General features: G+C 61.3%; 19 protein-coding genes. 2 read left to right on the forward strand and 17 right to left on the reverse strand.

The genetic code is table 11. The annotated features are described in order from the left end of the window. Positions 1 to 1261 precede the first annotated feature (1261 nt). The gene (locus LNV28_RS09730) at positions 1262 to 2074 is read left to right on the forward strand and encodes a relaxase/mobilization nuclease domain-containing protein (RefSeq protein ID WP_318013844.1); all 813 of its coding nucleotides are present in this window, start codon (positions 1262 to 1264) and stop codon (positions 2072 to 2074) included. A 140-nt stretch (positions 2075 to 2214) separates the two neighbouring features. Here the strand turns inward: LNV28_RS09730 and LNV28_RS09735 are convergent, their stop codons facing one another. From LNV28_RS09735 to LNV28_RS09810, 16 genes are all read right to left on the reverse strand, one after another. Then, entirely contained in the window at positions 2215 to 3519 is a 1305-nt protein-coding gene (locus LNV28_RS09735) for a DUF1173 family protein (protein WP_263568807.1), read from the reverse strand. Continuing rightward, the gene (locus LNV28_RS09740) at positions 3509 to 4186 is read right to left on the reverse strand and encodes an LPD7 domain-containing protein (RefSeq protein WP_263568808.1); all 678 of its coding nucleotides are present in this window, start codon (positions 4184 to 4186) and stop codon (positions 3509 to 3511) included. The genes LNV28_RS09735 and LNV28_RS09740 overlap by 11 nt, the downstream gene beginning before the upstream one ends. A 504-nt stretch (positions 4187 to 4690) precedes the next feature. After that, positions 4691 to 5293, reverse strand: a complete 603-nt coding sequence (locus tag LNV28_RS09745) for an OmpA family protein (protein ID WP_263568809.1) — start codon at positions 5291 to 5293, stop codon at positions 4691 to 4693. A 211-nt stretch (positions 5294 to 5504) separates the two neighbouring features. Continuing rightward, positions 5505 to 7424: a type IV secretory system conjugative DNA transfer family protein gene (locus LNV28_RS09750; protein ID WP_263568810.1), complete on the reverse strand. Its 1920-nt coding sequence runs from the start codon at positions 7422 to 7424 to the stop codon at positions 5505 to 5507. An 86-nt stretch (positions 7425 to 7510) separates the two neighbouring features. Beyond that, positions 7511 to 8674, reverse strand: coding sequence for a P-type DNA transfer ATPase VirB11 (gene virB11, locus LNV28_RS09755; protein ID WP_263568811.1), 1164 nt, complete (start codon positions 8672 to 8674; stop codon positions 7511 to 7513). Further along, a complete protein-coding gene (gene virB10, locus LNV28_RS09760) occupies positions 8671 to 10278 on the reverse strand; it encodes a type IV secretion system protein VirB10 (protein WP_263568812.1) in 1608 nt (535 codons plus the stop codon). Before virB10 ends, virB11 begins: the two co-directional genes overlap by 4 nt. Next, on the reverse strand, positions 10275 to 11192 hold the full coding sequence (locus LNV28_RS09765; RefSeq protein ID WP_263568813.1) for a TrbG/VirB9 family P-type conjugative transfer protein: 918 nt from the start codon (positions 11190 to 11192) through the stop codon (positions 10275 to 10277). The genes virB10 and LNV28_RS09765 overlap by 4 nt, the downstream gene beginning before the upstream one ends. A 35-nt stretch (positions 11193 to 11227) precedes the next feature. Further along, the gene (locus tag LNV28_RS09770; protein ID WP_263568814.1) at positions 11228 to 12001 is read right to left on the reverse strand and encodes a VirB8 family type IV secretion system protein; all 774 of its coding nucleotides are present in this window, start codon (positions 11999 to 12001) and stop codon (positions 11228 to 11230) included. 93 nt (positions 12002 to 12094) lie between these two features. Beyond that, complete coding sequence (locus LNV28_RS09775) at positions 12095 to 12790, reverse strand: TrbJ/VirB5 family protein (protein ID WP_263568815.1); 696 nt, start codon at positions 12788 to 12790, stop codon at positions 12095 to 12097. 25 nt (positions 12791 to 12815) lie between these two features. Next, complete coding sequence (locus tag LNV28_RS09780; protein ID WP_263568816.1) at positions 12816 to 13898, reverse strand: TrbL/VirB6 family protein; 1083 nt, start codon at positions 13896 to 13898, stop codon at positions 12816 to 12818. A gap of 18 nt (positions 13899 to 13916) precedes the next feature. After that, positions 13917 to 14318, reverse strand: a complete 402-nt coding sequence (locus tag LNV28_RS09785) for a hypothetical protein (protein ID WP_263568817.1) — start codon at positions 14316 to 14318, stop codon at positions 13917 to 13919. After that, positions 14315 to 16702 (reverse strand): VirB4 family type IV secretion/conjugal transfer ATPase, encoded by a 2388-nt coding sequence (locus LNV28_RS09790; protein ID WP_263568818.1) that lies wholly within the window; start codon positions 16700 to 16702, stop codon positions 14315 to 14317. The genes LNV28_RS09785 and LNV28_RS09790 overlap by 4 nt, the downstream gene beginning before the upstream one ends. Positions 16703 to 16793: 91 nt before the next feature. Next, a complete protein-coding gene (locus LNV28_RS09795) occupies positions 16794 to 17126 on the reverse strand; it encodes a VirB3 family type IV secretion system protein (protein WP_263568819.1) in 333 nt (110 codons plus the stop codon). Between the two features lie 18 nt (positions 17127 to 17144). Further along, positions 17145 to 17435 carry a TrbC/VirB2 family protein gene (locus LNV28_RS09800; protein ID WP_263568820.1) on the reverse strand — a complete coding sequence of 97 codons (291 nt, stop codon included), beginning with the start codon at positions 17433 to 17435 and terminating at the stop codon, positions 17145 to 17147. Further along, positions 17432 to 17941: a lytic transglycosylase domain-containing protein gene (locus tag LNV28_RS09805; protein WP_263568821.1), complete on the reverse strand. Its 510-nt coding sequence runs from the start codon at positions 17939 to 17941 to the stop codon at positions 17432 to 17434. The genes LNV28_RS09800 and LNV28_RS09805 overlap by 4 nt, the downstream gene beginning before the upstream one ends. Before the next feature lie 4 nt (positions 17942 to 17945). Further along, positions 17946 to 18527, reverse strand: coding sequence for a hypothetical protein (locus tag LNV28_RS09810; RefSeq protein WP_263568822.1), 582 nt, complete (start codon positions 18525 to 18527; stop codon positions 17946 to 17948). A 234-nt stretch (positions 18528 to 18761) separates the two neighbouring features. On the opposite strand from LNV28_RS09810, the gene LNV28_RS09815 reads away from it, so the two are divergent. Then, positions 18762 to 19073 (forward strand): hypothetical protein, encoded by a 312-nt coding sequence (locus tag LNV28_RS09815; RefSeq protein WP_263568823.1) that lies wholly within the window; start codon positions 18762 to 18764, stop codon positions 19071 to 19073. Between the two features lie 37 nt (positions 19074 to 19110). Here LNV28_RS09815 and LNV28_RS09820 read toward each other — a convergent pair whose 3' ends face one another. After that, a complete protein-coding gene (locus tag LNV28_RS09820; RefSeq protein ID WP_263568824.1) occupies positions 19111 to 19335 on the reverse strand; it encodes a hypothetical protein in 225 nt (74 codons plus the stop codon). Between the last annotated feature and the right edge of the window lie 502 nt (positions 19336 to 19837).

The following is a 19837-nucleotide window of genomic DNA, read 5'->3' on the forward strand; positions in this document are numbered from 1 at the left end:
TGAAATCGCCGTGCAGATATGACAGTCAGTTGGGTTGAAACCAGTACCTGAGCGCATCAAGGAACTCTTCACGCGAGCCAAAGAAGACCTTCCACAACACGTAGTACAAAGGTACGCAAAGCAGTAGCGCGATAAGTCCGGGATTGATGTCTGCCTCTCTCGCAAATTCAGTGGCAGAAAATCGTGCACCCCTGCTGTCGCGTTGCAGACACGGACGAACCATGGCGCTCAGTTCCTGGTGTAGGCCCGCAGCGACTGCGAGGTTCGCAAGCCTACTAGCAAGTCGAACAGGTTTTCACCTGATACGCGTGAGCAGGCTGTTAGATCGGTTCAGAAGAGCTGCGAAGAGTGCCCGCACCACGAGCAAAGGTGAATTTGGCGAATGATTCACCGCGAGGCGGTGTCGGCATTTGAAGCACATTGCCCATCATGGTCAAAGCAGATCAACGCGAGCGCTGTTTAGCCGACGCAGGAAATCGTCCAGGGCGGCGCGTACGGATGTCCGTCGACTTGCGAGGTTGTCATGGCGCCCTGTTGGCCGTTGCGAGGTCACAGAATGTGCCCGTGACATCCTTGCTGAGGGCTGCAATTCTTGAGTGGCTGGAGCGTGCTTCGTTGATTGAGTCCGGCGCTTCGATGAGGGTGTTCGAGTCCAAACAGTGCACGAATGCTCGGGTCAAAGTGACCTTGAGGCTTCCGCTTGATTGCGCGCTTGAGCTTGCGTCGGCTGCACGCGAGGCTTGCGTGCCTCAGGGGCTGTATGTGGCGAAGCTCATGGCGTCTTGCCCACCTCGTCCAGTCGCGCCAGACCAGCGAGAAAGCCGCGCCGCGTTGATTCGATCCAACGCCATGCTTGCGGCCTTGGCTGCTGATCTGAGGGGTTTGACTGCGACGCTTCGTGCGAACTGTGCTTCGGTTCCTGCCTCTTGTGACACGTCGGTAGCGCAACTGACAGAGACTGTCGTTCAACATCTTGCATTGCTTGCACCCATGGTTACTGCGCTGCAGCCGTCCGTCAGGTCTGGCCCGCTTCGACAAGCTGTGAGCGCCAAAGCTGCGCGGAAAGAACAGGGAGAGCTCAATGCTTCCACACCGTGACATCGATGGTGTTCTGGTGCACTGGGGCGATCGCCTGTTTTATCCGAGCAATCGGGTGTTTAGGGTCAAGCCACCTCCGCGATTGGGCGCGCCGCTTCAGCGTCAAGCGGGAGCCATTCGGCGGCGAATAGAGGCGACTGTTGTCAGAAGGGCCCCTCAAGTCATGGTGAAGGTGACCGGTGGCGGTCGCGGCATGGGGGCCATTTCTGCTCACTTCCGCTACATGAGCAAGAACGGTCGCCTAGAGTTTGAGGATGATCGTGGCGTCAGAGACACGGGCCGCGAGGCGATGAGCGCCTTGTTGGAGCAGTGGCGTTTCGGAGGTTCCTTGATTGAAGAGAACAGCCCCCGGCGCGAGGCCTTCAATTTGATGCTCTCAATGCCTCGGGGTACTGCAGGGCAGAGTGTCTTGCAGGCAGCTCGAGAGTTTGCTCGGATCGAGCTCAAAGAGCATTGCTATGTGATGGTGCTTCACGAGCATCAGGAAAATCCGCATGTGCATCTGTGTGTCAGGGCTGAATCTATGGACGGGGTGCGACTGAATCCTCGCAAGGCTGACTTGCATCGCTGGCGGGAGACATTTGCAGAGCGCCTTCGCGGGCTGGGTATTGAGGCCGAGGCGACACGCCAGGCCACACGCGGTGAGGGGCGTTGTTATCAAAGTCTCTGGCAGAGCAGCGCTCAAGAGCAAGGTCGCCTTAAGAGGCCTGCTTCGCTCATAAAGTCAGGTGGGGCCTATCGACGCAATCGAGTCGGCGCCCTGGAGGCTTGGGCTCAGATCGTGTCCGCGCTCAGAGCGTCGACAAAGGCTGAAGATCGGGAGCTCGCCGCACGCATCTCCAGCTTTCTTCAGGAGTCAACGTTTGGCAGAGAATTGGCGGCGCAGCGGGATCGTGCCGTGCATTCGCGCAGGCCCATGCTGGGCACTGCTCTTTCATTGCCCCAGGCCATCCAGGATCTCAAACGTGATCGTTGAATTCGCGATAGAGCTAGGACGCGGTCGATGCGAGTCTGCACTCATGTGATGCGTGGCGATTTTCTAGCTCTTCGGTTTGCCGTTGAGGCAGTTGCGCCAGGGCACCGTGCGCGTTGGGCGCATGTCGCCTTTCCAAGCCTTTATGTCTGACGAAAGCAAGGATTGGCTGAAGGCAGCGTGGGCATGGTCCCTGAACTGAGTCGCCAACACCAGCCGTCTGAGCCGCCATGCAGAGTGGTTCCTGTGCAGCCGAGTGCAGAAGGCTGATCCTGAGATGTTGATCTGTCGATGTAGAGCGGTATTGGCGATCGGCCCGTGTCGGTCAGGATGGCAGACGCGGAAGGCGCCGTGCGTGGCAAACGGTAGCGTTGTGACTTGATGAAGGAGCGCCGCGCTGTCAAAAGCTCGTGGAGTAGGTTTAGGTCTTGACGGTCCTCAACGGGCAGCCACTCGGGCGTCACTGGCATCAAGGACAGGCTTTCAAGTGTGGGGACGCCTGCTTCACTGACCCAAAAGGCCCCAATCATCAATTGCCGCAACTCTGGTGACGAGCTCCAGAGCGTCAGCTCCGTTTGAAATCGCCGTTCAAGGCGTCGAAACAGGGGCTCTTGGAGTACCCAGGCTTGATCGGGCATGTGCTTCACGACTGCTTGGTAGCCAAAACGGCCTGGCATCAGGTCTTTGAGTTCTGCGATCAGCAACATCAATGGGCGAGGCCGACGTGCGCGGCGCAGCTGGTTCCAGTGGGCGAGGCGCCTAGCGTCGATTTCTTCGCGCCGCTCCACGGAGAAGCTCTCGGGAATAAACAAGTGGGTGAGCAAGGCCTGTCCGCGAACTTGCTTGGACTCGGCCGCGTGAAGCAACATCCTCCTGACCGTGCTCCAGGTTCGTTTGCCCGCAAACCCTGCATGCCATCGGGTCAGTTCCGCCTGATCCCAGAGGTACTGCAGCAGGCAGCCCAGCGACATGCGCGTGGCACCCGCGCTGCTCGCGGCTCTGGACTCACGCGCATCACAGTGGGCGTCTGAGTTGCCCTGGCGTGCAGCTCGTTGGCTCAAGGAAAAGTCCACCTTGAGCTGGGTCTCACCTGTTCTAGGGTCTTCACGGATGGCATGTCCAATCAAGGGTGCGAGGCCCGACCATGAGGCTGGTGGCTCGAAGGAGCTGCACTGGCTTGCATGGCAATGGCCCGTATCTGGCATGCGTTTGACGATGTGGTCGGAACCGTAACGCGCGATATACATTTCGACGCCCTCGGGGGTGCACAGACAGCGAGGTCGTTGGTGAGATTCATGAGCATCGCGGATGGCTTGAGCAAAGCCTGGATCGGAGGCGCCGATCTCTTGGCGGCCGACTAAGAACCGACCCGCGTGCCAACCGATGTCGCCATTCGTAGCTTCCGGCTTTGTCAGGTCGGTATCTTTCCTTTGCGTCTCAGCGTGCATGGGTCAAACCCTCTCGATCTCGGGCTCGTTGAGGTTCAGGCGGCGGGTTATGGGTCCGAGCTCGCGAGGGAGCTGTGATGTCGTACACCTTGACCTTCGGGCTGCGGCCTGTCTGTATTCGCTGCATCAGCTGATCTGTGGCTGCTGCCATGACGGCGACACGCATGCCGTCGGGGACCTGCTTGGCGATCAGCACGGCTTCGATGGCTGTGAGTACGGCCTTCCTGCCTCCGTTGCCTCTGGCCGATGTTTTGGGAGCTGCTGCTTGTGAAGCGCTTTCAGGCGTTTCTTTGGCGTGCTCGATCCTATTGCTCATGCGGGCCACTTTCTCTCGCTGTAGCAACTCCAAGTCGCTGGCTTGGGGCTCGTAGCCGACAGTCTTGATCCTCCGCATCGACGCTTCTAGCCAGACCATGCGCTTGAAGTCTTCATGACCCGAGATACGCAGACCCTTCCAGTTGCGGGCCTCTGCCACGTCCACCATGGACCGGGCGACCGAGGGGTTGTTGGTCTCCGTCGCCAGCCGGACGGTGGATTCAATGAAGGCCACACGTGCGCCGTCGCCTTTGAACCGGTACTCGGTGTGGCCAATGCTTAGAGGGCCGAGGGATAAAGGGCTGCGCTTGATCACATAGCGCTCCTCCAGCGCAGCTTCGATCTGGGCCACCAACAGGCTTCGTTGGCTTTTTCGTGAGCCCTTCTCAGGAACTGTCGACACAGGAGGGGCAACATCGCCAACCAGGCGCGTGCTTGCCTTTGATGAAGCGGGGGCTTGGCCAGGCTTAGCACTGTCAATCGCCCCAGGCGCAGGTGCTCGGGCAGGTGCTGCAGGCTCAGACCTTTGGACGGCTCGCACCCATGTGCCAGCGGTCTTTACCACTTGGATTCGGGAACCGTCCTCCGCCACTTCGACAAAGCGGCTGCTGCCTAGACTCTCTGCCTTGCTCACCATGCCTGAGAAGGTGGGTATTCGATAGGTCACCTCCTCGAACGGATCTCGCAGCTCGTAGTGCTTGGCAGCGGAGCGGGTGGTGGATGGGCCTATGGTGCCAGTCATAGCAGTGCGAGTCTGGGGTTCAACGAGACCGCCGGGCTTGGATGCCGGGCCGTATGTCGGTGCGCTGTCAGCGTCCATGTTCTAGCTCCGTGTGGGATGTGGCCAGTGCGAACTTCAGTTCGGGGTCGAGCTGCTGCCGTTTGGCGGCGTCCAATTCGTTGGAAGCGTGCGGTAGATTTCGATCTCAACCCTGCGATTGCGGCTCCTCCCTTCGGGCGTGCTGTTGTCGGCTGCGTGATCCCCGTTGGCTTGGTAGGTGCTGCGAATGCGGTCGGGCTGGACGCCTGCCGCGACGAGGAAATCAAATGCTGCTTTGGCGCGGCCGCTGGCGATGCGGATTTCGGCTGGAGTGGCCGAGCTGCCGTCGGTTCGTCCTCGGATCACCACCAGGGGTGCGGCTTTTGCTGCTTCGACCAGAGCATTGGCGCTTGGTTCAGGCAATTGGAGTCGTAAGCTGCCCGGCTCAAAGAACAGCGTCAGCACTTGATTGGCCCCTGGTGGCAAGTTCTTATGTGGAGGAATGCTGGCTAGGAGCTGCAAATGTGTGTTGAGCAAGCCCGTAAGTTCCGCTGTCGTCGCAGTGCGTGCCGCCAGCGCCTCCTGACGCCCACGTTCAGCGTCCTGATTCAAAAGTTTGGCGTTGTGGAGCTCACTCCTGCACGCATACAAACTGACCGTGCTGGCAGTGTTGGCCGGGCGCCGCCGGCTCTCATCCACCGTTGGGGGCTTTGGCGCTGAGCTGCATGAGCTCAGAGTCAGTAGGGCAGCGAGTGCAAGGCCGAGGCCGGCTCGTCTGGGGAGTGGTTTGCCTCGGCGATATGCTGCAGACGGTGCCTTGGGTGTGTGATTCGATTGAGGCCAGGTGTCGTGCTTATCCATGATTGTTGGCATGGCGGGTCTCCGTCGGCTTGGAGTCGTGGTGATAGTTTCATGGCGCAGGGCAGGGCGCTGCGCTGTCCTCTAAAAGTTCGTGATGGATCAGCACACCGTCGGCGTCAGCCAGCGGGCTGATCGTTCCTCCGTATGTGCCCAGGTTTGCTCCCTCATCGCTCAGAAAGTTGAGCAGTGCCTCGGCGATGGTGCTTGGCGAGCCTTCGAATTTCTCCGGGAGTGAGCTGAAGTCGTATGCCAAGGTGTCAGCATTGAGCGTCTCTCCTGGCGCCAGCTCGTCTTTGATATGGCGCCAACGTTGCTGCACGCGAGCCAGGTGAAGCTCCATGTTGATGGGCTGAATCACGGGCGGTGGCAGGAGGCGACGCATGAAGACCGGATCCCGGTGGTAGCGAATCTTCTCGGCCAGAATGGGTTTGCAGTTCTCAAAGATCAGCACCATGCGTTCACTGCCCAGCTCTTTGAACTCCTGCGGCAACAGCAGTGCGCGGCGCTGATCGCTTTCATTGCGGCTGACCGTGCTGTGCCCCTGGGCGCTGAAGGACTGGCTGTGCCCGCGAGAGGTGCTGCGCTCCGTGAAGTAGCCCAGCATGGCGCTGTACTCGTCCGCATCTCGCTGTTCGCGCGGTGAGTAGAGGATTTGCAGGCCGTGGTTGGTGGCGAAGGACCGTGCGTCTTTGTCCCCGTAGACCACATCGAGCTGGGACATGGCCTGGACCACGGTGAGCAGTCGCAGGTTGTAGCCCGCCAGGAAGCCGGCGGCGCTGCTGATGATGGGCACTCGGCCCATGGATGTGAACTCGTCATGGACCAGCAGGCACTGCAGCGTCAGCGAACTGTCTTGTTCAGGCAAGCGTCGGGTGTTCAGGTGGATCAGTTGCGAGAAGAAAAGATTGAGCAGAGGCTTGGAATTTGCCAGCCGATTGGGAGGGATGCGCACGTAGATGGACATTCGGCGACGGCGCAGATCCTCAACTCGGAAGTCTTGGCCACTGGTCGCGGCATCCACCACGGGATCGGCAAACAGGGTCAATGGCGCATTGAAGGTTGCAACGATGCTCGAGAGGGTGTTGTCTGAGTTGGAGAGCAGGCGCTGCAGTGCGTCGGCGCATTCGCTGGACAGCGGTCGCAGGCTCCGGCTTCGTTCGCTCATCAAGCTGCTCAAGTGCTCTTTCAGTGGTCGCCCCTTGCCCGAGGACTGGCGCAGCATTTCGCCCATGGTTCGGGGCAACTCAGGCGTTTCAAGCAGTAGCAGTCCCAGCCCCATGAAGAGGCTGCGCGCCTGATCGTTGAAAAAAGCTTCGGACGAGGTGCTGCCGCTCTCGCTCGGAAAGAATGTCTGTGCAATGGCCAGGAGGTCGCCGACACGATGGAGGGACGTGATCCTGACGGAGGCCAGAGGGTTCCAGCGGTGGCTGCACGCCTCCTCGTCGAATGGAGAAAACGCATAGACCGCGTGTCCGTGTGCGGCCCGGTAGCCGGCCGTGATGTCGTAGTTTTCGCCTTTGATGTCCAGTACCACCACAGAGTCGGGCCAGTTCAAGAGGTTGGGGATCACGACACCCACCCCCTTGCCGCTGCGAGTGGGGGCCGACAGCATGACGGACAACTGCCCCTTGAGGCTCAGAAAGCGGCCGCGATGGCGTCCCAGAAGAATGGCCGGTGAGCCGTCGCTGGAACAGAGTCCTGTGCGCGCAATCTCCGCCTGCGTGGCGAAGCGTGCGTCTCCATGCAGTGGTCGGCGCGTGCGTACGCCTGCGGCCATGGCCGCCGTGGGCAGCACCAGCAGCCCTATTCCTGCGATGCCGATGGCGAGCTGAAGACGCTTGCGAAGCATGGGGTCGTTGGCGTACAGGCGCCAGTAGCTAGAAATGCTGGTGGGCCCGGCCAGGCGCGGGTCCGCCCTACACCAGACCAAGAAAAGGACCGCAGCCAGGTAGCTGGCGATACCGGCCATTGCTAGCAGGCTTGCAGCGCCGAAGATGCCCGCAGCCAGCTTGCGACTTGGGGACCATGCTGGGCCCGGCAATGCACCAGCGCGGCTCATACTGGGCTCCCAGCACGGTTCTGTATGGGCTTCAGATCCGTTGCTTCTGCCATCCCTGGCAGTGGCCTTCGGCTTGGCTGGCCCAGGTGGCGAGCTCGCAGACTGCGTGGGCGGTACTGCAGCTCGGAGATGAATCGGCCTTGTTCGTCCCGTTCGAACTGAACGATGACGTCGACAACAATGTCCAACAGGCGTCGGATCTCTTCCAGGCTAAGGCCGCTGCCAGCTTCGGTTTCGCGGATCATCAGCGCCATCTGTTCGATGGCCAGGGCGCAACTGCCTGCGTGCACGCAGGTGATGCTGCCCGGATGTCCGGAGGCGGCCAATCTCACGAAATGAAAGCACTCGTCGCCACGCAGCTCGGCCAGAAAGATGCGATCCGGTTTCATCCGCAGGCAGGCTTCCAGCAGTGATTTGGCAGTGACCCGCGCTGTGCCTTGATCGTCTTTGCTGTAGTAGAGATGCACTGCGTTCGGGTGGTGGGGCAGGGTCAGCTCCGGGGTGTCTTCGATGGTGATCAATCGTTCCTGCCTTGGGACTTCGTCGATCAAGCTCTTCATGAAGGTGGTTTTGCCTGAGCCGGTTCTCCCACTGATGATCAGGGTCTGGCGGCGCTGGATCGCAAGGCGCAGCATCTCCACATAGCGACCGCGTGACTGCAGGGCCAGAAGTTCTTGTTCGATGGGTTCAAGGCCGCTGGCTTCGATGTCCTGATGCAGGCGGGAGAACAGTCCTTCAAGGGCTAGGTCATCGAGGCACTTGTTCAGCGTCGAGGGTTTGCGCACGGTGATTGAGACCGTGCCTCGTGACACCGCAGGGGGAATGGCGAACTGGATGCGTTCCCCGCTGGGCAATGTGGCGGAGAGCAGCGGGTGCTCCTGGTTGATTTGTTGATCGCAGAAGGTGGCGACGGCGGTGGCCAGAGACAGGCAGCGTTCTTGGGTCATGCATGGTGCCGGTACAGCTTTCCAGCCGCTGGCGGTCTCCACCATCAGTTCGCCGGGTCGGTTGACGCAGACTTCGTAAACGCCGGCCTGATCGAGCTGCTCACGCAAGGGACGCAGGAACTCAGTGACGGAGGTGGCATCTCCGAGCCAGGCGGCGTCGCATTTGGAGTCGTCCTTGAACTCCCCAGGAGACTCTTTGATGATCTCGCTCATGGCGCTTCCTGGCGCGGATTGCTGCGCGGCGCCGGCCTCAGCTCGTATACCGACGAAAAGTCCACATCGTGGGCGACGTAGATGCCCACCAATGCACCTTGGTTCTGATAGATCAGCGGGGGGATGTTGATGGTGCTGTCCAGCACCTTCTCCGCCAGCTTGCTGGTGTTGGCAGTGGTGGAGGGCAGCACGACGGTGTCGTTGCCCCCCCGCCTGGGCTCTCTTTCGCTCTGGTTTTGGATCACCAGCTTCACTGAGTCGTCGATCAACGAAAGCAGGAGGGCTGCGCCTATGCGTTCGCCCCAGCGTTTGTCGACATGTCCCTCGATGCCGGACTCACCCAGCGGCCCTGTGCCGGGTGAATCCAAGTCCACGACGATGCCCAGTGGTGTTCGTATACGTGTCCAAAGGACCGGAATGCGGATCGAGCCCGGCTTCATGCCGCTGACCCGGTACTCTCCGTCCAAGTGGGATCCGCGCTCGATCAGCAACACGCGGCCGTCTTCGCTGTACACATGGCGTTGAACCTGGCACCCAAGCAGGCCAGAGGTGGCGCTGATGACGCGTGTCTTGAGTGCACAGGTAAAGGCGGTGCCCTTGGGCAGCATCAGGCTGCGAGGGCTCAGGCGCGAGGCCATCACTCTCGCGGTGCTGGATGCCTGGAGTTGTCCTCCAAAGAGTCCGTTGCCGGATGCGGCCCTCTCGGTGGGGCGGAAACCGGCGAGGGCCTGATCGCCAGGGGTTGAGATGGGTGAACCCCGCGAAGCGGCGGATCGCACGGCCAGCTCGCCGTCTCGGTCTTCAGCGGGCATCTCATTCAATTGGAGCTTGGGGCTTGCAGCCAGCTCGGCGCCTTGAGTCAAAGAAGCCAGCAGGGTTTGCAGACGGGCTTGGTATTCCTGAAGGTTGCGGGCGGTGGCATCCAGGGCATCCGTCGTGCCGATTGCTCCTGCTGCCTGCTGCGGGGCGTCGCCTGATTCATTGGCAGTTCGGGGGAGCGTTGCCATTGAGATGAGCGTGCTTGGAACAGGTCGCGTGCTGACCAGCAGAATCGGGGCATCCTCGGGATGCATAGTTGATCGCTCAGACCTCCCCGGGTTGGAGGCGCTGGTTTTCCGAACTCCGATGGGATCTGCCAGGTCTTCCGAAGTGGGGATAGGTGCAGGGATGGTGACCGTAGCGACAGTGCCCGAGGGGCTCGGGTTTTGATTTTTGGCGGGAGGGAAGCTGATGGAGGAGGGATCAGCGGAGTTGGCTACAAGGTCGAACTTGCGTAGCTCGAGCGAGGCGGCCATGGGCCTGTCTCGTAGCGACCGGGTCTCAGTGCCTGCCGGCTTTTTGAGATATGTCATCAGGCGCTGAATGCCCATCGCTGTCAGCGCACTCAGCGCGAAAATCAGCAGACCCACCGCCCACAGTCCCTTCTTTGACCACTTGCGCCTCGTGTTGTCGCACACATCAGGAATGGCAGGCTCGCCTGGAAGTGGAGCCATGCCGGGTGCTTGGCTGTCGAACCCTGGTTGGGCGTCGGCATCTCTGTGGCCACTGGGTGTGGAGGGCTCAGCGCAGCCGGTCCGGTCCTTCGTGGAGGTGTCTGGGCTCATGGCAAGCCTCCAGATTTGGCAGCGCGCCTTGCTTCAAAGCCAGGCTTCAGCGAGCGCACCACACCCGGCACGGTGGTCCCATGAGAAGGCGGATTCCCGTCCAGATCGAAGGCGTCGTTCCAAAGGCCAATCACGGCCGCGCCGGTGCGGAGCATCCAATGCCTGCTGACGCGATCAATCACCAGCATGTCGTCTTCCATGCGGGCGTTCACCACGTTTTCGCTGCCGTCGCCCTGGACCTGGAAGACCGCGGGCACCTCACGATTGCCGGGATACTGCAGGTAGGTGAAGCGACCGTCGTCAAACACCAGTGACGGGAGGATCTCCTGGGAATCGGAGCCCTCTGCCATCGAGTATTGAGTGTTGATGGGCTGCGCTTTGGAATGGAGCCTTTCCGCCACGACTTGCGAGTCGGAGAGGGGCGGCTGCAGGGCAGCTTGCTGCAAGCTGTGCAGCACATGGGGCGGCCAGGAGAACGGGCGTGTCGGCGCAGCGATTTCTTGCGAGTTGTCTGTTTCTTTTCGTGTCGATGGGGCCTTGACGCGAAGGCGGTACACCGGCGGATGAGGGTTCCTGTCGCTCAAGACTTCAAAGCGAAAGGCATGCACGCGCTGGTCGGTGACAACAGCCAGGTTGTTGGCCGCTGAGGCGGTGCTCTTGGGCTTGATGAACAGATGACGGTCACCCGCCTGGGCCACCACACACCAGGCGGAGTCGGCCCTGAGGCAGTCACCACCGAGCCCCGCCGCCACTTCCCGGATGGTTTCGTCGCCGTCCAAGACGACATGGGTCACGATGCCACGCCGTACCGGCACGGTGACCACCGACAGAGCGCTGTAGATCACCTCGCGCAGGCGCGGCTCGGGTGTTGCCGGAATGCCTGGTGGCGTGCACAGTGCTGCGCGGCAGGTCAACAGCGCCGTGGCCGCTGCAAGCAGTGTTCGCGGATTCATGGCCGTTGCCCCGGCACGTTGGTATTGATTTCGGGGTCGGATCGGTAGGCCGTTACGACGAAGCCGAACGGGTTCTCAAGGCGGTCGCGTTCCTTTGCCAGTGCCTCAGGTTGGTATTGGTAAACCACGCTGGCCACGTGGCGACTGTTTAGCTCCGGCATGTTGCGCTCGCTGGCTCGAACGATCTTGTCGTAGGTGACCGTGGCTTCACCGCGATTGCCGCTGCGGCCCGATGCGGCTAGGCGAATGTGGATCACCTGAATGCGCCAGTCTTCGCTGGAACCCACACGCTTGTGCAGCGGAGCATCACCTTCGAACTGCCGGCTGTAGTCGGAAAACACTGTGGGAACTGCCATGCGGGCGACTTGGTCGAAGTCGCGTTGAAGGAACATCCAGCTGTAGCCCTCGCGAGCACGCACGAAGGTGGCCAGGTTGTGCTTGTCCAGGGCCTCCAGAGGCGGAATGGATTCCACACTCAGTCGCTGCTGGATGGTGGCCTCGCCAGTGACGCGGTCCACCACGATGGGGATCTCGATCACGCGACGCAGTGGCCCTTGCACAAAGACGGCCGCGATGCCCATGAGACCCAGACCTAGGCCTGCGATCGCCACCCACCAGGCGCGGCGCTCAGAGGCTTCGAGCATCACGGACCGATCAATCTCCCAGGCTCGATTGCACTCTATGGCCTCCACATCAGCTGGTGGTGGATTTGAAACGGCCTTGGGGTCTGGCCATGCGGCAGCGTGACCTCTGTTCAGGATGGCACTCATATGAAGATCTCCGATGGCACTGCGGTACCGGCCGCTCAGCGTGCGTTCTGCTTGATGGCGTGTGGTGGGTTGCGAGGTGGGCCAGTGGGGGCTCTAGGGCAGGAAGTCAGATACCTTGCCCCTTCGGGAGAGCATCTGGTACTGACGCTCGCGGTCACGCGAGCGGGCGATGCGTTCTTCGCTGTCGGCCATGCCCTGCAACATCTGAATCTGCGACATCTCATGGGAGAGCAAGGCGTTCTCTGCGCCGATGCGCGCCTGAACTTCCAGCACCGATTTCTGATCGGTCGTCGCGTTGACCTGCGCCATGAGGGTTTGGATTTGGGTCAAGCGGCCAGCTGCGGCTCGCATCGCGTCCTGCAGCAAGCCTTTGTGCTGGTACGGCTGCGCCAGCCGCGCCTGGCATTGATTGCGTGCCTCGCCATTGAGATCCAAGCAGTTGTAGACCATGCCGCGGTCGCGCAAGACCTTGGCTGTGGTGCTCAAGCCGACGTAGCCGGAACTGTCGCTCGCATTGAGCAGGGTGTAGGCCTCGGCAGGCACATAGTTCTTCAGCAGCGGGTTGTTGAACACGGTGCCGAGGTTGCGGCTGCCGGTGCTCGCCTGGATTTGCTGCTGCATCTGCTGAATCTGGGCGACCTGGTTGTTGATCTGGGTGATGTCGTTGACCACCTGTTGAACGGTTTGGGCCAGGTTGGCCACATCGATCACGGGGATGCCTTGGGCCAGAACAGGCGCAGCGCTGAGCGCAGCCGACAGTGCGGAGATGAGTTGGAAGGTGTGAGCCATTGAGTCCTCCTGTGGACTGCGGAGATCAGCTGCGGCCGCGTTGGGCGGCCAGTTTGTAGGCGGCGCTTCGGACGGCGCCGTAGCCACGGCGAGCCATGTCGCCAAGTTCCTGCACTGCCGCGCTGGCAGTACGGCCCGTGTTGGCCGCCCGATGTCCTGCTGCATAGGGAAGACCTGCGCCTGCTCGCATCACGCCCCCTGGGGCGGAGCCTGATTCAGAGGCTGAGGGTGCCGAGCGTCCACGCGAAGCCGTCATCGCGTTCTGAATCATTTGTATGCCTTGCTGGACGGCTGCCCCGCCCGTCAGCGCCGAGGCCAGGTTTGGCGCCTGGAAGCAGATGATGGCCATCAAGACCATGACGATGCAGTACCGAATGGACTCGGTCACAGCGTTGAAGCTGGGGCCAAGAAAGCCGCCGTGGTCTTCAATGGTGTGGACCATCGCCTGACCCATGTGCAGGCTCAGGCCCAGGGCAAAGAAGGAGAACCAGGTCAGGACCACGGCGTTCAAGACCATAGACAGCCAACTGTCGAAGAATCGAGCGGTGGGCCGCCATGCCAGGCAGAGAATGAACAAGGGCCCGACAGCGAGGACAAAGGCGAGGAAGAGCTTTGCGAGTGTGACCACATAGAGGGCGATGCAAAGAAAGACTGCATTGCCGATTGATGTCAAGACAACGGCGAACAGCAGGTCCAGTCGTGTGAGGCTGACTTCCCGGAAGAGGTCAGAGACCAGTTGGCTGGCCTGGTCGTTGAAGGTGTCCAAGAGCGAGTAGGGCGAGGTCACCGTTAGAGGATCTGATGACGAAGGTAAGAATGTTGTTGCTACACCGTAAGCCAATGCCTCCGCGGTTTCGGATACGTGGCGTATGTAGAAGGCAGACTGCAGTGCAAAGGCCAGGACCAAGCCCACTTTGAAGACCTTCCACGCGAACACCGGGATGCTTTCTGACACCTCATTGCGCAACACCGCCCAGCCATAGAGCGTCACCCAGACAGTCATACAGGTCAGTGCGAGCGGGGTGATGGCCGTCATCAATGCTGTCACCACACCCAGCACATAGGTGCCGAGCACTGCATGTAGCTGATTGCCGACCCAGGTGAACATGGCGTGGCTCCCGACTGCCTATTGCACAGCCGGGGACGGCAGGCTTTTGGTGCTCACGCAGTCCTGGTTCAAGTCGGGGTAGCTGCAATGCATCCATTGCCCACCCGTCTTCACAATCCACAAGCGTGAGCGCTTCTGTGCGCCATAGGTAGACGCACGGCAGGTGGTGGGTCGGGCATAGATCTCGGTGCACTCCATCAGTCCTTCTGGGGTTTCAACCATGCGCCAGCCTCCCCCCAGACAGCCAGGACTCGCTGCGGCGCAAGGCTTTGGCAATAGTGCGTGAGTGGTGGGCGGTGTTTCGATACGCTTGCTGCCGCCGGGAAGGATGCGCACCGCCTCATTGCCCTTGACGTACTGGGCTTGGGCCGTCAGCGCTGCCAGGCACAGCAGGGCTATCGTGGGGTGAGCCAGATTCATGCGGAACTCCTTGAGTTGCGGGCCTTGCGAAGCTGCACGTCCTGGAGCAAGCGGGGCAACCACTGCGCGGGCGCTTCGCCATGAGCCAAGCGCAGACTTTCGAGCAGGGCCACGTTGTCGGTGGTGGCGGAAAGCACCGTGATGAGGTCATCCAGACCTGTCAGGTCGAGCTCGCAGATGGCACTGTGGTGACCTTGCTTGACTAGAAAGCGGCGTCCGCCTTGGGCGCTCAGGCTGCGCACGATGTCGAATTCCGCGTCGCTGAGGCCGAAGCCATCTACGTACTCTTCGCGCACCGCTTCAGGATTGGCTAGAAAGATCTTGGTCACGCTCTGCTCGACCAAGGTCCGGCCGATGGGGTGGCGCAGGACGTCCGAGGGACTCTGGGTGTCGAAGATGCCCAGGCCGTTTTGCTTGCGGATGGTCTTTTGCTGGTGCTTGGCGAAATCGCTGAAGATGTCGTGGTCCAGCGCTTTCCAAAACTCGGAGATCACATAGATCAGTCGATCTCCATTGACCAGCTCGTTCATCAGATGCAGCAGGTACATCATGATCGGTGTGCGGACCTCGGGCAGCTCCAGAAATTCGGTGGTGTCAAAGCCCAGGATGGTGGCCTGCGGCATGTCTCCCAGCTGATCAGGCGCTTCGTCGAACACCCAGCCGAGCGGGCCACCTTCGCACCAGCGGCCCAGGCGCTCATAGAGGCTGTTTTCTCCGGCCTTGGGCAGGTTCTGGCGCAGCGTTGAAAAGCGGCGTAGCGGCGCCGGCATCATCGCCACGGCTTTGACTGCATCGGCGATGGCGCGCTCGTCGGCGGGTAGAAGCGGCAGAGCAGTGCTGGTGATGCAGGTTCGAATCAGCTGCTCCCAGAACTGCAGACGTGCTGGCGTGGGTGGTTGCTGCAGTGGGTTGCATCCGGTTGCCTTGCCGGCTTCAAGCGTGAAGTAGCGGCCGCCGAGTGCTCGCAGTGCGATCTCGCATCCGCGGTCCAGATCAAACAGGACCAGGCGCGGAGCAGGCTGCCACTTCTGCGTCAGGGAGAGAAGGAACATCTCCAGCGTGGTTTTGCCGACGCCGGTGGAGCCGATGATCAGGGTGTTGCCTGGCAGCTTTTGGTCGATCGAGTCTTCTCCATCGGGGCTGCTGTGCAGGTTGAGGTAGAAAGGTTGTCCTGACGGTGTGCGCAGCAACGCCAGGGCCTCTCCCCAGGGGTTGCCGTCACGCTTGCCGCGCGCGAAGTTGTGTCCGCTGGCCAGGGCGGCAAAGGCGCGCGATGAGAGCTTGGCTTCGCGCGGACGCCACTGCCAGTTGGTTGGCATTTGGGCGAACCAGGCCGCATCGGCGACGAGATCCACCGGTGCCATCTGCAGTGCCGAAGCTTCACCGACAGCCCCAATGGCCTGGGCTGCCCGTCGGCCGGCATCGGCGACATCCTTGCCGAAGACGATCAGTGAGTAGTGGTACTCGCCCATGCAGAACTGGCCATCTCCGAGCTCGTTCATGGCCAGGTCCATCTCGGCCACTTGGCTGGCGACCGCGTCGTCGCTGGCGATCAGTTGGTCGCGCTGCAGTTCCAGTGCGCGCATGGCCTGCCGGCGCGGAAGGATGGAGAAGCTCTGGGTTTCGATGAATTCGCTGTGTTCGTAGAGCAATGCGTTCAAGATGCCAGGCTCCACGGCATCGGCGTATTCCTTGATGTCGACCAGTGCGGCGTAGCGGATGTGGCTGCCTTGCCGGAGTTCAAGCTTGTCGCCTCCGAAGGACAGACGTGCCGTAGGCAAGGTTCGATAGAGAGGGGTCGGCGTCATCGGGATTGGCCGCCAGCAACCATTCACCAGAAATCCCAAAAAGGCGGCCACCTCGGACCAGCTGCGCCCCTGATGCTGTCGGGTACCCAGCAGCTGCGGACCAAAGCCACGCAAGACCCGCTCCACGAGGGCTGACCGTTCTTCCATGACGCGCAAGGCCTCTGCTTGTGCCTCGGCGATGGCAGCTCGCGTGCGTTGTCGAGCCTGGAGAGCCCGGCTGATGCGAAAGGCATGGGGGCGGTAGACCAAGGTCAGATAGAGCTCATTGCTCATCATGGGCCGTTGATTCAAACCGTCCTGGTAGCGGCGTGACAGGTCTTGCGCAAAGCCTGGATGCGCCGGATCGCGCAGGCGGTCGCCAACGGTCCGATGAATGCGGTGGGTCCAAACCGCCCACTGGCCGCCCGAGAGGTTGCGCAGCAGGCTGCACAAGGCTTCATGGCGCTCTGTGATCTGGTGATCGTCCGCACACTCGAAAGCCACGCCTTCAAGCCGCCACACCCTCAGATAGTCTCCACCGCGGGTGATCACATCATGAGGGCTGACCAGGGACGAGAAGGGCACAAAGCGCGCCATGGGGTTCTCGGCTCGGATCTGTTCCCAGTGTCGCGGTCGGCGGCCACGAAAGAGGCTTCGGTTCGGTGCCGCGTGGTCCGCGGCGTTGGTGTCAGGTATGCCAAGCATCGGAGGCCCCCCGGTACAGGTTGGGTGCATAGCTGCGTGCGTTCCAGAGGCCGTGATTGCGGTCCCAGCGGCGCAGCTTCAAGGCCACAAGCATCTGTCGCAGACGCTGGTCGTCGCGGCTGGTGACGATGCGCATCCAGAAGAAGGTGGGCAGCAGAGCGGCCAGCACGGCCAGTGCGATCCAACCGCTGAGCAGGAGGCCGCCCCACAGGCATATCAGCAAGCCGCTGCCGGAGAGCAGAACCAGTGGCACCAATGGAACGCCCAGCTTCATGGCCGGACGAGTAGCGCCTTTGTAGATGGCCTCGCTTTGCATGATGGTGCTCGTCAGCGATCAGAGCACGATGAAGCTGGCGAAGGCCGCGGCGCCGCCGACCAAGGTACCGCCGATCAGCACGTTGGCCACGTCAACCAGACGCGCCCCCTGAAAGATCATCTTGAAGCCAGCCCAAATGATGGCCATGGTCACGACGGCCACTGAGATGGTCACGAGGATGGCATTCACATTGGTGACCGTGGTGTTGATTTTTTCGAAGCCCTGGGCCATGGCGGACGAGGACACCAGTGCTTGCGCCAGGGCGATGAAGATCGGCGTGTCGCGCCGCACAAGATCGATGCGTTTCATGTCTTCTCCTTCGGTGGGTGTGTTGGGGAAGGGGATGTGGATCGCTGGGCGGCCGCCATCACTTTGCGGACGTAGCCGTGCTGAAATCCAGTTATGACGTTGCCGCTGTAGTAGCAGGACAAGGCGCGCCGAAGTGCCGATTGAGGGTCGAGGCCTTGGCCTTTGTTTGGCGCCGCTCTCTTGAAGCATTCGGTCAGAACGGTTTGCATGCCAGCAAGATTCGCGCAAGGGCTAAATGCCGTCTCCAGGGCCATGCCCAGGCGTTTGAAGTGTCTGACGTTGATTTGGCCGAGACCGACGCTGAAGTTCCAGCCCACGGCATGCAGGGCGCGAGCCGTGGCCACGGCTTCGGCAAGGTGGCGGGGCTGACGATCCAGCATGCCGCCGACAAGGCCTATTGCATTGGGATTGAAGCCGCTCTCGACGGCGACCAATGCGCGCGCGGTGTCCACATGGACGGCCGGAGCGCAGGCCAGGGCCAGGGCTGCAAAGGTGGCGGCGTCCATGGCGTCAGCAGCCTGGGCACTCGTTGGGTGGTGGCTGCATGGACAGCCAACGGGCGTAGTCTTCGTCGAAGCGTGGGTCCCATGTGCTCAGTTGCCGCTTGGCCTCCGGGCTGAATTCGGTCACGCTGTCACCATTGAGAGACCACCAAGTGCGGGACCAAAAGTCGCTGCGAAGGTTGACTGCCACGGCCCCGTCGAATTCGCAGACGGGGATGACGCCGTTCGGCCGCTCGACGTAGTGGACGTACTGGGGTGGGCAGTTGCCGGGGGCCTGGGCCCATTCGTGGGTGCCACTATTGCCTGCGCCAGCCATGCCGCAGTGCGGAAAAACGCGGCCGCGTGCGAGATCGCGAAGCAGCTGGCGAATCACGGGCACACATTGGGGAATCGCCCGCCAGCTCGGCGCGGCAAAGCACAGCAATACCAGGCAACCGTCGACGGCGAAGGCCGGTGTGGCTGTCAGCGTGATCGCGGCCAGCAGCAGCCCGGCTGCCCGCTTCGCCATGCTGAACCCCAGCGATCCTCGTAGTGCGAGTGACGCGGCGTGAGGCTGCTTGAGATCGCAAAGGGGTAGCGAAGTCGACACGATGGTCTCCAGGAGCTTTGCAGTCCACCTCGGGCTGCGTGTTGAAACTCTAGGACGACGTTGCTGGGGACCCTGCGATGACTTCTGCCTCAAATTCAGCGTGTCGTGGGGCCGGTCAAGTTTGGGAGGTATGACCTCGGAAGCGGGACCGCTTGAGGGTGATGCTCCGTCAAACGTCAATACAGGGACGATGGAGTGACGCCCTTGCCGCTCCAGGGGATCAAGGAGCGAGTCATGTGGGTGATCTGGGTGCGCGAACCTGAGCCGGAACCGGATGCCGCCTACTGGCCGGGGCGCCGATTGCTGGCTGCTTTGGATGCCGTGCTGTGGCCCGGTCTTTGGATGGTCGGCTCGAGGTCCTTGCCCCCGGCTTCGGGCGACTTGTGGCTGATGGTTTGCGGGTTCGCCTTTCTCAGTTTGTGCTCGCGCTTGCACCGGGCTGTCGCCATGAACGGGCGTTACCGCTTCACCACCTGGCTGGTGGCCAAACTCTTGTTCGCGATGGCCCTGGTGGGATGCCTGATCCGGTGCAGCGCCCCAGGCTGAGCGATTGCGCCGGCGGTGTTGTTAGGGTCGCGGTGGCTCAACGTACTGCGGCTGCGAACTGGGCTTCTGCGTGTTTCAGTAGGTCAGCATTCAGTTCCCGGTACTGTGGCGATCCCGGTTCGCTGAGATAGCCTGCCCAAGCACTCGCTGTACAGGCATTGGCACCCAAGCCTCGGTTGAAGATGGTCATGGCCACCGCAGAAGGAAGGCCGGTCGAGGCGACAAGATCGCGAAACTGTTCGTTGTTGGTATTCAAGGTCATGGCGTCATCCTAGCAACTGGGCACGAATGCTTGGGCTCTGAAACTGGGGGGAAGGGCGATCAACGCTCGATGCGATCTTGCCGTCAGGGCGATGGTTCGAATGGTCGAGCACGTCAGCGTTTGCCGCATCACGCGGCCTATAGGACTTGCGCGCAATGTGTTCAGTCTTGGTTGACGTGCCTGGCCGCACGCGACACAAAGTTACATTCTCCGTAAATTCACCCTTGCAAATGATTTTTATGGGTGATATTTTTCGGGCGTGATTGGATCGTCTAGCCGGGCGCCGGCCTTTTGGGCCGGCGTGCACCTACAGAGTGCAGACCATTCACACGATTGCAATGCGGCTGGAGCGCAAGTCAAGCTCTGAAAGACATAGCCATGTGGGCCATGTTTGATGCCTGCCGTGTCGCCAATACGGGGCGGTTTGTGGAGTGGCCCCAGGTCCACTCGTTTCTAAATGGTCGATTCGGCAATTGCGGATTACACAGCTCGCCGGGTACCG

The sequence above is a fragment of the Paucibacter sp. DJ2R-2 genome (assembly GCF_025717675.1).
Taxonomy (GTDB): Bacteria; Pseudomonadota; Gammaproteobacteria; order Burkholderiales; family Burkholderiaceae_C; genus Paucibacter_A.

Bases quoted from the DNA above. Each gene is read 5' to 3' on its own strand.
- LNV28_RS09730 (WP_318013844.1), top strand. From the start codon at position 1,262: ATGGTGAAGGTGACCGGTGGCGGTCGCGGCATGGGGGCCATTTCTGCT.
- LNV28_RS09735 (WP_263568807.1), bottom strand. From the start codon at position 3,519: ATGCACGCTGAGACGCAAAGGAAAGATACCGACCTGACAAAGCCGGAA.
- LNV28_RS09750 (WP_263568810.1), bottom strand. From the start codon at position 7,424: ATGGCCGGTATCGCCAGCTACCTGGCTGCGGTCCTTTTCTTGGTCTGG.
- virB11 (WP_263568811.1), bottom strand. From the start codon at position 8,674: ATGAGCGAGATCATCAAAGAGTCTCCTGGGGAGTTCAAGGACGACTCC.
- virB10 (WP_263568812.1), bottom strand. From the start codon at position 10,278: ATGAGCCCAGACACCTCCACGAAGGACCGGACCGGCTGCGCTGAGCCC.
- LNV28_RS09770 (WP_263568814.1), bottom strand. From the start codon at position 12,001: ATGAGTGCCATCCTGAACAGAGGTCACGCTGCCGCATGGCCAGACCCC.
- LNV28_RS09775 (WP_263568815.1), bottom strand. From the start codon at position 12,790: ATGGCTCACACCTTCCAACTCATCTCCGCACTGTCGGCTGCGCTCAGC.
- LNV28_RS09780 (WP_263568816.1), bottom strand. From the start codon at position 13,898: ATGTTCACCTGGGTCGGCAATCAGCTACATGCAGTGCTCGGCACCTAT.
- LNV28_RS09785 (WP_263568817.1), bottom strand. From the start codon at position 14,318: ATGAATCTGGCTCACCCCACGATAGCCCTGCTGTGCCTGGCAGCGCTG.
- LNV28_RS09790 (WP_263568818.1), bottom strand. From the start codon at position 16,702: ATGGCGCGCTTTGTGCCCTTCTCGTCCCTGGTCAGCCCTCATGATGTG.
- LNV28_RS09795 (WP_263568819.1), bottom strand. From the start codon at position 17,126: ATGCAAAGCGAGGCCATCTACAAAGGCGCTACTCGTCCGGCCATGAAG.
- LNV28_RS09800 (WP_263568820.1), bottom strand. From the start codon at position 17,435: ATGAAACGCATCGATCTTGTGCGGCGCGACACGCCGATCTTCATCGCC.
- LNV28_RS09805 (WP_263568821.1), bottom strand. From the start codon at position 17,941: ATGGACGCCGCCACCTTTGCAGCCCTGGCCCTGGCCTGCGCTCCGGCC.
- LNV28_RS09815 (WP_263568823.1), top strand. From the start codon at position 18,762: ATGTGGGTGATCTGGGTGCGCGAACCTGAGCCGGAACCGGATGCCGCC.
- LNV28_RS09820 (WP_263568824.1), bottom strand. From the start codon at position 19,335: ATGACCTTGAATACCAACAACGAACAGTTTCGCGATCTTGTCGCCTCG.